This is a genomic window from Streptomyces sp. NPDC056222 (assembly GCF_042264065.1).
Classification (GTDB): domain Bacteria; phylum Actinomycetota; class Actinomycetes; order Streptomycetales; family Streptomycetaceae; genus Streptomyces.
On sequence record NZ_JBHJTL010000145.1, the window covers coordinates 1 to 12,688 of the forward strand.

Sequence of the window (12,688 nt, forward strand, 5' to 3'; positions counted from 1 at the left end):
CGCCCGGACCCCCGTCCCGGGCGTGGCGCGCCGTCGTTCGCGGGGCCCGACGGGTCCGAACGGTCCCCGACGGGTCTCCACGGCCCTACCGGAGCAGGAACTCCGTGGCCGCCCGTGCTCCCGCGTCGCTGCGGACCTGTGTGGAGTGACCGGCGCCTTCGAGGACGACCAGTTCGGCCCGGGGAGTCACCGCGGCCACCTCGCGGGCCCACTTCACCGGCGTGGACAGGTCCCGGTCCCCCGCCAGGAGCAGGACCGGCATGGTCGGCGTCCGTCCTGGCGCCGCCCGGTTGGGGCGGGAGGCCGGCCAGGGAAGACAGGTCTGCGGAATGCCCTGGCCGCCCGCGGTCTCCCGTTGGAACGGCCAGACGTCGGCCGGCCTGATCCTGTGCACGGCCCGCTTCAGAGCGCGCTCCCGGCCCGCGACGGGTGCGGCTGCGTCGCCCCAGGGCCAGCGCGAGTCCGCGCAGAGCGTGGCGGCGTGGAGACCGGAGCTGAAGTCGGCCGGGGTCTCCCCGGACGGTTCGGAGAAGCCGGCGACGAGCGCGTCGAGCCGCGCGCGGTCGCCGCCCGCGGAGGCGTGGAGGGCGTTCAGAATGCCGAAGCGCGGGTCCTCGAGCTTCGGGTCGATGATGCTGGCGATGACCAGCAGGTTGAAGACGCCGACTCCGTTGCCGTCGCGGCGCACCACCGTCGCCAGGTCACGCGCCGGGTCGAAGCCGCACCGCTGTTCACGGCAGGCGGTGCGGAGCACCTGTGCAGAGTGACCGAGCGAGTCCTCGTACAGCACTCCACCACCGTCGAGCGGAACGACGGAGTCCAGGACGAGCCGGCGTACGCGGTCGGGGTGGGTGAGGGCGTACTGGGCACCGGTGAACGTCCCGTACGACACTCCGTCGACCGTCCAGGCCGGCACGCGCAGCGCTCGGCGCAGATCCTCCAGGTCGGCCACGGTGTCGGCGGTGGTGTAGAAGTTCCGGTTCCGGCCGAGGCTGTCGGCGCAGGCGGTGACGGCTCCGCGCGTGGGGGCGACGGTGTCGCTGCCGCCGACCTCCTTCTGGAGCGCGGGGCAGTCGATGGCCGCCTCGCCGGTCCCCCGCTGGTCGATCATGACCAGCCGGTACTCGGCGAGCACCTCGGGGAGGCGGGAGCGGATCCTCGCGACGAAGGGGACGCCCGGTTGGCCGGGGCCGCCGGTGAGGAAGAGAAGCGTCCCGCGCGGTGCGTCGGCCTTGCCGAGAACAGCGGTCCGGAGCTTCAGAGTGCCGGGTACGGCCCCGCCGCGGTCCAGGGGCACGGTGAGGTCGGCACAGGTCACATCGGGCTGCCCGGGGCAGGGCCGGTGGCCGGTGAGACCGGGTGCGCCCGCGGCCGATGCGGCCGCGGGTTCGGCACCGGCGGCGCTGCCCGGGGCGGAGCCCACGCACGCGGCGGCCGTCAGGACGGCCGCCATGGTCATGCCGGCTCTGGCCAGTAACGTCATCGTCGTTCCCCCGCTGAGAAACCGTGGTGCCGCCGTGTCGCGGCACCGGCCGGGATTCCGGCCACGGCCATCCTGCGGGCCCCGCCTTCCAGGGGCGTTGAAGATTCATGCTCGATCCGTGAGAAGGCTCCGTACGGCGCTGGGCACCTGGCCCGTGTGGCTGCGGCACATCCGGGTCAGATGCGCCTGGTCGGCGAAGCCGTAGGCGTACGAGAGCGTCCGCAGGCTGTCCTCGCCCTCCTCCAGGGCGTGCAGGACGCCCCGGACGCGGAGTTGGTTGCGGTAGCGCGTGAGGGTCGTTCCGGTGACCGCGTGGAAGACGCGGCTCAGATGGTGCGGGGAGACGCCGACGACACGGGCCAGGTCCTCGAGGGAGAGCCGGAGCGCCGGGGTGCCGGTGGCGAGGGCGGCACAGGTGTCGCGGACGAGATCGCCGTGCACGCGCGCGGTGGAGGGGCGAGCGGTGGTGTCGGTGCGCCAATGGCCGGCGGAGGCGGCGATCAGGTCCAGTAACCGGTGAAGCCGTTCCGCCAGTTCGAAGGGGTCGGCGCCGCGCCGGGCCGCGGCCAGGAGGGCGCGGTGGTGCAGGTCGGTGGCGCCGGAGACGGTGAACCTTCGGGTGCCGGGACGGCCGTCGAAGCGGTCCGCGAAGAGCTGCTCACCGATACGGATGTCCGTGGAGCGGTCTCCGGGGCCCACCGGATGGGCCACCCGGTGTTCGTCGCCGGGGCGGGTCAGATAGCCGCCGGTGGGGTCGACGAAGAACTCCTCGCCCGAGATCCTGCGCAGATACCCGCCGGAACGGGTGAGGACCACGGTGTGCCGGTCTTCGTACCCGGGGCCGACGAATGCCGTCCGGTCCTCGCAGCAGAGAATGTCGTGGACGGTGATACCGGCGGTCTCGATCCGTCGGCAGAGCGCTCCGCGCCGTTCGCGTACGGTCTCGTCGCGGAGCAACCCGTCGATGCCGTGGACTTCCTGGTCCATCGCCGCCCCCGCTCAGCCGGACTTCGGACGAGCCCTGACCCATGTGCCGTCGTCCGTCAGGTACGCGTCCACCTCGAGCCCCGCCTCACCCAGACACCGCTCGAAGTCCTCCTTGCTCAGGGGCCGCGCGAGGAAGGTCTGGGTCCAGCGCAGATCCGGGAAGAGGTATTCGGCGACGACCGAGTTGACGCCGTCGCCGACCGGGTCCGCCGACACGATCCGTACCGTGCAGCCGCCCGGGTCCTCGCGCTCCCGCGGTACCTCCAGGTGCCAGCGCTCGCCCTCGCGCTGGATCAGGACGTGGCCGTCGACCCGGACATGCCGTCTGCAGGTCTCCAGAAAGGCCTGCCTGGTGCGGTGTTCGGCCGTGTGCACCAGGTACGAGGCGAGCATCACCACGTCGAACCGGCGGTCCAGCCGCAGCGATTCGATCGGGCTCAGCACCGTCTCCGCACCGGGCACCCGTTCCCGGGCCGCTTCGAGCATCTCGGCCGACTCGTCCACCGCCGTGACGGCGAAGCCCCGTTCGACCAGAGGCCCCGTCACCCGACCGGCCCCGCAGCCCAGTTCGAGCAGCGTGGCGCCGGTCGGCACGGCGGCCTCGATCACCTCGGGCTCGTTGCCGACCCCCAGGCGCAGGTAGACCTCGACCGCGCATCCGTCCGGGGTGATGGCTCCGGGCCCTGTCCCTTGGTGTCCCTCACGCATCCGTCCGCTCATGCCCCGGAGAACGACGGGGGTCCTGCGGCCGTTCCCGGGGCCGGGCCCGTTCACCCCTCCGCTTCGGGGGTAGACCTTCAGTAGGGCCTCGGGAGTTCCTGCTGGGAGAGGCGACCGTGATGCGTACGGGGAGTGAGCCCAGGACCGCACGCAGTGCCCTTCGGATGCGGTTCTGGCTGAGTCTGTGGGGTCTGCTCTGGGCCGCCTTCGGCACGACGGTGTTCGCCCTGGTCGGCAGGCCGGGGTGGGCGGCGGCCTGCGGGGTGCTGTTCCTGGTGGCCGCGGTCGACATGTCGATGGTGCTGCGCCACATCCGCCAGGGTCCGCACTGGCAGCCGGGGCGGGACATCCCGCCGTACGAACCCGATCACGGCGGCACGGGCCGCCACTGACGCGCGGGCACCCGCCCGCCCGGGCGGGGTCAGTCCTCGGTGCCGAAGCGGGCCGCCTGGAGGTACTCGGGCTTGGGGTCGAGCGCGGCCGCCAGCCGGAAGTGCCGCGTCGCCTGGTCCGGGCGGCCGGAGCGCTGGAAGGTGCGGGCCAGCGCGAAGTGCGCGAAGGCGTTGTCCGGCTCGCGCTCCAGGACGAGTTCGAACTCGAGCTCCGCCGGCCGCAGCTGTGCCGCGGCGAAGAAGGCCCGGGCACGCAGCAGTCGTGCCGCGGTGTTCTCGGGATGGGCGGCGATCACCGAGTCGAGCAGCTTCACGGCACCGCGCGGATCCCGCGCGGCCAGCAGCTGCTCGGCGGCGCGGAAGTCGATGACGTGGGTTTCCGGGTTCCTCTCGGCCACGGTGGCATCCTTCCCTTGCTCCGGCGGTTCAACATCGCTTGCGGCAGCGGTATTCCGTACCGGAACACGATCCGGCCACCGCCTCCGCGATCCCTACCCATCCGGGCGCGTGGGTGATCGGCGCGCACCCCGGAGCTTCCCCGGATTTCCCTACAGCCCCTTGTCGGCCGCCCGCTGCGTCAGCTCCGTCCAGACCTTCCGCACCTGCGGTTCCAGCGCCTCCAGCGGCCCGTCGTTGTCGATGACGAGGTCCCCGACCGCCCGCCGCTCCTCGCGTGTGGCCTGGGCGGCCATCCGGGCCCGCGCCTCGGACTCGGCCATTCCGCGCAGCCGTACCAGTCGGTCGAGCTGGGTCTCGGGGGAGGCGTCCACGACGACGACCAGGTCGTAGAGCGGGGCGAGGCGGTTCTCGGTGAGGAGGGGCACGTCGTGGACGACGACGTCGTCCGGCCCCGCGGCCCTCTCCAGCTCGGCGGAGCGGGCACCGACGAGGGGATGGACGATGGCGTTCAGGGTGGCGAGCCGGTCGGCGTCGGCGAAGACGATCGAACCGAGCTTCGGCCGGTCCAGGGTGCCCTCGGCGGTCAGGATCTCCGGCCCGAACGCCTCCACGACGGCCGCGAGCCCGGGCGTCCCGGGCTCGACGACCTCGCGAGCGATCTTGTCGGCGTCGATCAGTACGGCCCCGTACGAGACGAGCAGCCGCGACACTTCACTCTTGCCGGCGCCGATACCGCCGGTCAGGCCCACCTTCAGCATGAGCGGCAGCTTAGGGCCCCTGGGCCTCCCCCGGCCCTCCGGGGCTATGCGTCGCCTTCCCGCTCCGCGAGGAAGCGCTCGAACTCGCGACCCAGCTCGTCCGCGGACGGCAGGTCCACGGGCTCCGCGACCAGGCTGCCCCGGGTCTCGGCGCCGGCCGCCGCGTCGTACTGGTGCTCAAGGCCCTGGACCAGGGCCGTCAGCTCCTCGTCGCCCTCGCCGATCTGGCGCTCGATCTCGGTCTGGGTCCGTCGGGCCTCCGTGCGCAGCGCGTGCGCGACACCGGGCAGCACGAGCCCGGTGGCGGCCGTGATGGCCTCCAGGGCGGTCAGTGCGGCGTCCGGGTAGGACGAGCGGGCGACGTAGTGCGGGACATGGGCCGCGACACCGAGCGTGTCGTGTCCGGACTCCGTGAGCCGGAACTCGACGAGCGACTCGGCGCTGCCGGGCACCTGGGCCTCGTCGAAGGGGCTGCGGTGGCCGGGCATGAGGTCCGTACGGCTGCCGTGCGGGGTGAGGCCGACGGGGCGGGTGTGCGGTACCCCCATGGGGATGCCGTGGAAGTTCACGGACAGACGCACGCCGAGCCGCTCGACGATCTGGCGGACGGCGGTCGAGAAGCGCTCCCACTCCACGTCCGGCTCGGGGCCGGAGAGCAGCAGGAAGGGCGCGCCGGTGGCGTCCTGGACGAGCCGGACGTCGATGGAGGGCGTCTCGTACGCCGTCCAGCGGTCCCGGCGGAAGGTGAGCAGCGGCCGACGGGCGCGGTAGTCGACGAGCCGGTCGTGGTCGAAGCGGGCCACGACCTGATGCGGCAGCGTGTCCAGCAGTCGTTCGACGATCTGGTCGCCGGTCTCACCCGCGTCGATGTAGCCGTCGAAGTGGTACAGCATGACCAACCCGGCCGACTCCTGCGCCAGGGCCATGTCCACGACGGCCAGGCCCTTCTGGTCCCATTCGTACAAATCCTGGGGATCAAGCACGATTACCGCTCCTCCTCGCGTTCGTAGAAAAGAACGCCCTGCGACGCACGGTCATTCCCCCGGCACCGGGTTTCGTGAACGGAGTGTCAGCGGGCGGGCACGCGCGCGGGACGAGACGGACCCGGGAACGACTGAGGCCCGCTCCCCCGAAGGGGAGCGGGCCTCGATCGTTGGCTAGCTAGTGCCTAGCAGCAGAGCCGATTCAGCTCTGGCCGCCGGCCAGCTTCTCGCGCAGGGCAGCCAGGGCCTCGTCCGACGCCAGGGCGCCGGAGTTGTCGTCCGACTCCGAGGAGTACGAACCACCCGAGACGCCCGCCGGGGCACCGGCCGGAGCGGCGGCGCCACCCTCGGCAGCGGCGGCCTCGTCGGCCTCGCGGGACTTGATGACCTGAGCCTGGTGCTGCTCGAAGCGCTGCTGCGCCTCGGCGTACTGGGTCTCCCAGGCCTCGCGCTGGGTCTCGTAGCCCTCGAGCCAGTCGTTGGTCTCGGGGTCGAAGCCCTCGGGGTAGATGTAGTTGCCCTGGTCGTCGTAGGACGCGGCCATGCCGTACAGGGTCGGGTCGAACTCGACCGACGCCGGGTCGGCACCGAAGGACTCGTTGGCCTGCTTCAGGGACAGCGAGATCCGGCGACGCTCGAGGTCGATGTCGATGACCTTGACGAAGATCTCGTCGTTGACCTGGACGACCTGCTCCGGGATCTCCACGTGGCGCTCGGCCAGCTCGGAGATGTGGACCAGACCCTCGATGCCCTCGTCCACGCGGACGAACGCACCGAACGGAACCAGCTTGGTGACCTTGCCCGGGACGACCTGACCGATCTGGTGCGTGCGGGCGAACTGCTGCCACGGGTCCTCCTGCGTCGCCTTCAGCGACAGGGAGACACGCTCGCGGTCCATGTCCACGTCGAGAACCTCGACGGTGACCTCCTGGCCGACCTCGACAACCTCGGACGGGTGGTCGATGTGCTTCCAGGACAGCTCGGAGACGTGCACCAGGCCGTCGACGCCACCCAGGTCCACGAAGGCACCGAAGTTGACGATCGAGGACACGACGCCGGAGCGGACCTGACCCTTCTGGAGGGTCGTGAGGAAGGTCTGGCGAACCTCGGACTGGGTCTGCTCCAGCCAGGCACGGCGGGACAGGACCACGTTGTTGCGGTTCTTGTCCAGCTCGATGATCTTCGCCTCGAGCTCCTTGCCCACGTAGGGCTGGAGGTCGCGGACGCGACGCATCTCGACCAGGGAGGCCGGGAGGAAGCCGCGGAGGCCGATGTCGAGGATGAGACCACCCTTGACGACCTCGATGACGGTACCGGTGACGATGCCGTCCTCTTCCTTGATCTTCTCGATGGTGCCCCAGGCGCGCTCGTACTGGGCACGCTTCTTCGAGAGGATCAGGCGGCCTTCCTTGTCCTCCTTCTGGAGAACCAGGGCCTCGATCTCGTCGCCGACCTTGACGACCTCGTTCGGGTCGACGTCGTGCTTGATCGAGAGCTCGCGGCTCGGGATGACACCTTCGGTCTTGTAACCGATGTCGAGCAGGACCTCGTCCCGGTCGACCTTCACGATGACGCCGTCGACGATGTCGCCGTCGTTGAAGTACTTGATCGTCTCGTCGATCGCGGCGAGGAAGGCTTCCTCGTTACCGATGTCGTTGACCGCAACCTGCGGGGTGGTGGCGGTGGTCTCGGTGCTGCTCGTCATGTGGGAAAGGGCTCCGGTTACGGACAGAAAGTCGTAGGTACTGCTACGCCGAGAGCCCGTATCGCACCGAAGAAGCCGGACAGCCAATGAAGCGCCTTCCCGACTGAACGGTGGGGCGCCTCGAGAACCGAGGGGACATACAACCGTGCGAGCGCGGCCTGCTCCGTCTGAGGCGCGCAGGCCCGCAGCGCAACCTTTAGCATACGGGGGCAGCCCGACAGGGTCAATGCGCGAAGCGCGCACCCGGGGCGGATCGCCGCATAACCGGCACAACTCATGTCCCCCCAGGCCACCCGGCCGGGGGTAGCGCAGCCGCGCTGAGCGCAAACTACATCGACGGGCGAGATGAACCAAGAGTACGAACAGGAAGACGGAGTCGACGAGGAGCCGGAGGCGACCCGGCGTGACGCCGACGATGCGGAGAGCAGCCGGGCGAGTCGCGGATGGTGGGACCGGAACGCGGACGAGTACCAGAACGACCACGGAGCGTTCCTCGGGGACGACCGGTTCGTCTGGGGTCCCGAGGGTCTCGACGAGGCCGACGCCGGACTGCTCGGACCGGCCGGCGCGCTGAAAGGGCTGGACGTCCTGGAGATCGGCGCGGGAGCCGCGCAGTGCTCGCGCTGGCTGGCGGCACAGGGGGCGCGTCCGGTGGCGCTCGACCTCTCCCACCGACAGCTCCAGCACGCGCTGCGGATCGGGGAGGACGTTCCCCTGGTCGAGGCGGACGCGGGAGCGCTTCCCTTCCTCGACGGCTCCTTCGACCTCGCGTGCTCGGCGTACGGCGCGGTGCCGTTCGTGGCCGATCCGGTGAAGGTGTTCCGCGAGGTGCGCCGGGTGCTGCGGCCGGGCGGCCGGTGGGTCTTCTCGGTGACGCATCCGATCCGCTGGGCGTTCCCGGACGAGCCCGGCCCGGAAGGGCTGTCCGTCGCCTCCTCCTATTTCGACCGCACTCCCTATGTGGAGCAGGACGAGCAGGGGCGCGCCGTCTACGTGGAACACCACCGCACGATCGGCGATCGGGTACGCGACGTGGTGGCCGGCGGTTTCCGGCTGGTGGATCTCGTGGAGCCGGAGTGGCCGGCGTGGAACAACCAGGAGTGGGGCGGCTGGTCCCCGCTGCGGGGGAATCTGATCCCGGGCACGGCGATCTTCGTGTGCGAGAGGGACTGACGGGCGCAAGCGCCCCAGCGACCCCGCGAGCCCCACTTGTCATATGAGAGGACGGGGCCTGTGGACAGCCGGGCACGGCGTCGGCGAGGACGTACGAAACTGAGTGCGTGATCCGACACGACGCACTCGACCGTCTTCCCGTCCGCCATGCCGTCCCCGAGCTGCTCACCGCACTCGAGGAGCGCGGCACGGCGGTGCTGTACGCGCCTCCCGGCACCGGCAAGACCACCTTGGTGCCCCTCGCGCTCGCGGGTCTTATAGGGGACGGGCCGCGGCGGAGGGTGCTGGTGGCCGAGCCGCGCCGGATGGCGGTGCGGGCGGCGGCCCGGCGGATGGCGTGGCTGCTGGGCCAGGAGGTCGGCGAGGCCGTCGGCTTCTCGGTGCGCGGCGAGCGCAGGGCCGGGCCCGCGACCCGCGTCGAGGTGGTGACGACGGGTGTCCTCCTCCAGCGGCTCCAGCGCGATCCGGAGCTGGCGGGTGTGGACGTGGTGCTGCTCGACGAGTGCCACGAACGCCATCTGGACGCGGACACGGCGATGGCGTTCCTGGTGGACGTGCGCGCCACGCTGCGGCCCGAGCTGAAGCTGATCGCCGCCTCGGCCACCAGCGACGCCGAGGCGTGGGCCCAGCTCCTGACGGTCCTGGACGGCACCGGTCCGGCGCCGATCGTGTGGGGAAAGGGAGAGGGGCACGGATACCGCGTCCTCTTCGCCGCACCGCCCGCCGGGATCCGGCCGGCGCACGGCACCTGGGTGGATCCAGCCCTTCTGCGCCATGTGGCGGCGACGGTCCGGCTCGCCTGCGAGCGCCACGAGGGCGACGTCCTCTGCTTCCTTCCCGGCACGGGAGAGATCGCGCGCACGGCGGCGATGCTGGCGGACCTCGACGCCGACGTGCTCCAGCTGCACGGCCGGGCCCCGGCGGCGGTGCAGGACACGGTGCTGCGCGGGGCGGAGCCCGGTGGGCGGCGGCGGGTGATCCTCGCGACCTCCGTGGCGGAGTCGAGCCTCACCGTGCCGGGGGTGCGGATCGTCGTGGACTCGGGTCTGGCGCGGGAGCCGCGGATGGACCACGCCCGGGGCCTCGGGTCGCTGGCGACGGTTCCGGTGTCGATCGCGGGTGCGACACAGCGCTCGGGCCGCTCCGGCCGGGAGGGCTTCGGCATGGTGTACCGCTGCTGGGCGGAGGCGGACGACGGACGGCGAGCACGCTTCCCCTCCCCGGAGATCGAGATCGCGGACCTGGCCTCGTTCGCCCTGCGGACGGCGTGCTGGGGCGATCCCACGGCGGCAGGGCTCGCACTCCTTGACGCCCCGCCGGCGGGTGCGATGACGGCGGCCCGTGCCGCGCTGACGGCCGCCGGGGCGGTGGACGACGAGGGCAGGGCCACGGAGCGGGGTCTGAGGATGTCGCGGCTGGGCGTGCACCCCCGGCTGGCGAGGGCCCTCCTGGACGGCGCGCCCGAGGTGGGCGTCCGGCGGGCGGCAGAGGTGGTGGCGCTGCTCAGCGAGGAGCCGCCCCGGGAGTACGGCGACGATCTGGCGGCCGCGTGGCGTGCGGCGCGGCGGGGCGGTGACGCGTACGGAGCGCGGTGGAAGGCGGAGGCACGCCGCCTGGAGCGGTCGGCCACCGAGGCGGGAGCCGGTGGGCCCGGGGGCGGGGGCGGCGCGCGGGCCGGGTCCCGTGCGGCCGGGACGGAGCCGGCCGGGTCCGTGTCGCCCGGTGGGCTCGGGGGCCACGGCGCGCGCGGCGGGACGGGCAGCACGGATCCTGCCGGCTCCTCGTCGCGGCCGGGTGGTTCCGGGGGCGCCCGGCCCGTGGCGGGCGGGGGTGCCCGGCCGGTGGCGGGCGGGGGCGACGACGCGGTGGCCGGGCTGGTGACGGCGCTGGCGTTTCCCGAGCGGGTGGCCAGGGCCCGGGAGGGCGGCGGGTTCCTGATGGTGTCGGGGACGGGCGCCGAGCTCGCCGAGGCCTCGAGGCTCCGCAGCGCCCCCTGGCTGGCCGTGGCCGTGGCGGACCGGCCGGTGCGGAGCGCCACGGCCCGGGTGCGGCTGGCGGCCGTGGTGGACGAGGGCGTGGCGCGGGCCGCCGCCGGGCACCTGCTCCGGGCCGGCGAGGAGGTCCACTGGGAGGAAGGGGACGTGGTCGCCCGGTCCGTGTCCCGGCTGGGCGCCGTCGAGCTCGCCGCGCGTCCCCTCAGGGACGGAGCCGATCCTGAGCTCGTACGGTCGGCCCTGCTCGACGGGTTGCGGCGGGAGGGGCTCGGGCTGCTGCGGTGGAGCCGGGAGTCCGAGGAGCTGAGGCAGCGGCTCGGCTTTCTGCACCGGGTCCTGGGTGAGCCCTGGCCGGAGGTGACGGAGGAGTCGCTGCTCGACCGGGCCGAGGCGTGGCTGGAGCCCGAGTTGTCACGGGCGCGGCGACGGGCCGATCTGGGCCGGATCGACGCGGGACAGGCGCTCCAGCGGCTGCTGCCCTGGGCGACGGGTGAGGCCGGCCGGCTCGGCGAGCTCGCGCCCGAGCGGATCGAGGTCCCGAGCGGATCGCGGATACGGGTCGACTACAGCGGCGAACAGCCGGTCCTCGCGGTGAAGTTGCAGGAGATGTTCGGCCTGGCCGAGACGCCGAAGGTCGCGGGGACGCCGGTCGTGGTCCATCTCCTCTCCCCCGCCGGCCGCCCGGCGGCCGTCACCGCCGATCTGGCCTCGTTCTGGCGGGAGGGGTACCGCTCGGTCCGGGCGGAGCTGCGCGGCCGCTACCCCAAGCACCCGTGGCCGGAGGACCCCGCAGCGGCGGAGCCGACCCGGCACACCAGCGCGCGGCTCAGGAGGGAGAGGTAGCGGGCGCCCGGGCGGGTCGCCGGCCGCGGGCCTCCAGCCAGAGCGCGAGGGCGAGCAGGGCGAGAGACAGGGTAACGAAGGTCCACGGCAGATAGGAGGTGACGAGAAGGACGACAGTCCGGTTGGTCTTGACGAGTTCGACGGTCGACCGGATGTAGTCCTCGCGCATCTTCACATGGCCGGAGAAGGCGGTGACCTTCCACGCGGTCTTGTCGTTGCGGAGCTCCTCCTTGTGGATCTCCTCGCCGTTGACGGGGGCTCCGGTGACGGGATCGACCCAGAACATCCGCTTGGTGGTGTACCAGATGGTCATGCCCGACTGGGCGATCATCTCCGGGGTGATGCCCTTGACGGGCATCGTCTTGGGCATGGGGACCTTGGTCCAGGGGATGGTCTGCTCGAAGTAGTAGACCTCCATGCCGCGGAAGGTCTGGGTGCCCTTGTAGTGGATGGGGGCCGTGGTGCGGGACCGGGCGTCGTAGTACTGGTAGTCCCGCTTCTCGGTGAGGAAGGGCCACTTGAACTCGATGCCCTCGCGCCGGACGGCGTCGCCGTCGACCATCGCGCCGGTGGCGTTGACCGGATCCTGGGTGTGGGCGTCGAAGATGTAGCGCTCCGGGATCTGGGAGACCATCTTGCCGTCGGGGCCGGTGATGTAGGTGAGGGCGTCCCATACGACGACGTCGCGGCCGGCGTCGCGCTCGATCCTCTTCGACTCCTCCACGTTGCCCTTGAGGGTCTGGATGATCGTGAGCTTCTCGACCTCCTTGGCCGTGAGGGTCGAGTAGTCGACGAGGGTGGCGGGCTTCGACTCCAGGACGATCTCTTGGTACTGGTTCGGCGGGATCTTCACCACGCGGGGGAAGACGTACCACCGCAGGGTGGGGGCCATCGCGGCGAAGAACACCGCGAAGGAGAGCAGGACGAGGCTGGCTCGGCGGCGCATGGAGTGGCTCCTCCTACTTCTTGGGGCCGGGGTCGGCGGTGAGGAGGGGCTGGGGCGAGGTGGGTCCGTCGGGCGGGAGGTCCACCACCGAGACGAGGAGGATGACGAGGAGGACTGGGACCAGCCCGATGGCGGCGGCTACGAGGGCGCGCATGGTCGGCCTCCCGGTGCTCGATCTGATGCGGCGTCAGGGCTGGGGCACCGTAGCAACGCGGCCGCGAGATGAGAACACGTTGCACTCAGAACACAGAGCGCCGCCCCTCCGTCCGGGCGGACGGAGGGGCGGCAGGGTCGTGCGGGATCTG

At 71.9% G+C, this 12,688-nt stretch carries 12 protein-coding genes; 3 read left to right on the forward strand and 9 right to left on the reverse strand.

All coding sequences use genetic code 11. From position 1 onward, the window contains the following. Positions 1–85: 85 nt before the first annotated feature. The 3 genes from ACFC0D_RS36445 to ACFC0D_RS36455 all read right to left on the reverse strand — a co-directional run bounded on the left by ACFC0D_RS36445 (position 86) and on the right by ACFC0D_RS36455 (position 3,178). The gene (locus ACFC0D_RS36445; RefSeq protein ID WP_376445825.1) at positions 86–1,483 is read right to left on the reverse strand and encodes an alpha/beta hydrolase; all 1,398 of its coding nucleotides are present in this window, start codon (positions 1,481–1,483) and stop codon (positions 86–88) included. 105 nt (positions 1,484–1,588) lie between these two features. Further along, positions 1,589–2,470, reverse strand: a complete 882-nt coding sequence (locus tag ACFC0D_RS36450; RefSeq protein WP_376445828.1) for a helix-turn-helix domain-containing protein — start codon at positions 2,468–2,470, stop codon at positions 1,589–1,591. Between the two features lie 12 nt (positions 2,471–2,482). Then, on the reverse strand, positions 2,483–3,178 hold the full coding sequence (locus ACFC0D_RS36455; protein ID WP_376445831.1) for a class I SAM-dependent methyltransferase: 696 nt from the start codon (positions 3,176–3,178) through the stop codon (positions 2,483–2,485). A 131-nt stretch (positions 3,179–3,309) separates the two neighbouring features. On the opposite strand from ACFC0D_RS36455, the gene ACFC0D_RS36460 reads away from it, so the two are divergent. Further along, complete coding sequence (locus tag ACFC0D_RS36460; RefSeq protein WP_376445834.1) at positions 3,310–3,582, forward strand: DUF6343 family protein; 273 nt, start codon at positions 3,310–3,312, stop codon at positions 3,580–3,582. A 29-nt stretch (positions 3,583–3,611) separates the two neighbouring features. Here the strand turns inward: ACFC0D_RS36460 and ACFC0D_RS36465 are convergent, their stop codons facing one another. The 4 genes from ACFC0D_RS36465 to rpsA all read right to left on the reverse strand — a co-directional run bounded on the left by ACFC0D_RS36465 (position 3,612) and on the right by rpsA (position 7,427). After that, positions 3,612–3,980: a tetratricopeptide repeat protein gene (locus ACFC0D_RS36465; RefSeq protein ID WP_376445837.1), complete on the reverse strand. Its 369-nt coding sequence runs from the start codon at positions 3,978–3,980 to the stop codon at positions 3,612–3,614. Between the two features lie 150 nt (positions 3,981–4,130). Then, positions 4,131–4,739, reverse strand: a complete 609-nt coding sequence (coaE, locus tag ACFC0D_RS36470; protein WP_376445840.1) for a dephospho-CoA kinase — start codon at positions 4,737–4,739, stop codon at positions 4,131–4,133. Between the two features lie 44 nt (positions 4,740–4,783). Beyond that, complete coding sequence (locus ACFC0D_RS36475; RefSeq protein ID WP_376445843.1) at positions 4,784–5,722, reverse strand: PAC2 family protein; 939 nt, start codon at positions 5,720–5,722, stop codon at positions 4,784–4,786. A gap of 202 nt (positions 5,723–5,924) precedes the next feature. Next, on the reverse strand, positions 5,925–7,427 hold the full coding sequence (gene rpsA, locus ACFC0D_RS36480) for a 30S ribosomal protein S1 (RefSeq protein WP_019885395.1): 1,503 nt from the start codon (positions 7,425–7,427) through the stop codon (positions 5,925–5,927). A gap of 345 nt (positions 7,428–7,772) precedes the next feature. Here rpsA and ACFC0D_RS36485 point away from each other — a divergent pair, with 345 nt between their 5' ends. After that, complete coding sequence (locus ACFC0D_RS36485; RefSeq protein WP_376445846.1) at positions 7,773–8,600, forward strand: class I SAM-dependent methyltransferase; 828 nt, start codon at positions 7,773–7,775, stop codon at positions 8,598–8,600. Between the two features lie 107 nt (positions 8,601–8,707). Continuing rightward, positions 8,708–11,437: an ATP-dependent RNA helicase gene (locus ACFC0D_RS36490; protein WP_376445849.1), complete on the forward strand. Its 2,730-nt coding sequence runs from the start codon at positions 8,708–8,710 to the stop codon at positions 11,435–11,437. On the opposite strand, the gene ACFC0D_RS36495 is transcribed toward ACFC0D_RS36490, so the two are convergent. Beyond that, a complete protein-coding gene (locus tag ACFC0D_RS36495) occupies positions 11,421–12,383 on the reverse strand; it encodes a DUF3068 domain-containing protein (RefSeq protein ID WP_376445852.1) in 963 nt (320 codons plus the stop codon). The genes ACFC0D_RS36490 and ACFC0D_RS36495 overlap by 17 nt on opposite strands. 13 nt (positions 12,384–12,396) lie before the next feature. Next, positions 12,397–12,537: an SPW_0924 family protein gene (locus ACFC0D_RS36500; protein ID WP_329121831.1), complete on the reverse strand. Its 141-nt coding sequence runs from the start codon at positions 12,535–12,537 to the stop codon at positions 12,397–12,399. Between the last annotated feature and the right edge of the window lie 151 nt (positions 12,538–12,688).

Excerpts from the sequence above, each read along its gene's own strand:
- ACFC0D_RS36445 (WP_376445825.1), bottom strand. The coding sequence starts at position 1,483 with ATGACGTTACTGGCCAGAGCCGGCATGACCATGGCGGCCGTCCTGACG.
- ACFC0D_RS36450 (WP_376445828.1), bottom strand. The coding sequence starts at position 2,470 with ATGGACCAGGAAGTCCACGGCATCGACGGGTTGCTCCGCGACGAGACC.
- ACFC0D_RS36455 (WP_376445831.1), bottom strand. The coding sequence starts at position 3,178 with ATGCGTGAGGGACACCAAGGGACAGGGCCCGGAGCCATCACCCCGGAC.
- ACFC0D_RS36460 (WP_376445834.1), top strand. The coding sequence starts at position 3,310 with ATGCGTACGGGGAGTGAGCCCAGGACCGCACGCAGTGCCCTTCGGATG.
- coaE (WP_376445840.1), bottom strand. The coding sequence starts at position 4,739 with ATGCTGAAGGTGGGCCTGACCGGCGGTATCGGCGCCGGCAAGAGTGAA.
- rpsA (WP_019885395.1), bottom strand. The coding sequence starts at position 7,427 with ATGACGAGCAGCACCGAGACCACCGCCACCACCCCGCAGGTTGCGGTC.
- ACFC0D_RS36485 (WP_376445846.1), top strand. The coding sequence starts at position 7,773 with ATGAACCAAGAGTACGAACAGGAAGACGGAGTCGACGAGGAGCCGGAG.
- ACFC0D_RS36495 (WP_376445852.1), bottom strand. The coding sequence starts at position 12,383 with ATGCGCCGCCGAGCCAGCCTCGTCCTGCTCTCCTTCGCGGTGTTCTTC.
- ACFC0D_RS36500 (WP_329121831.1), bottom strand. The coding sequence starts at position 12,537 with ATGCGCGCCCTCGTAGCCGCCGCCATCGGGCTGGTCCCAGTCCTCCTC.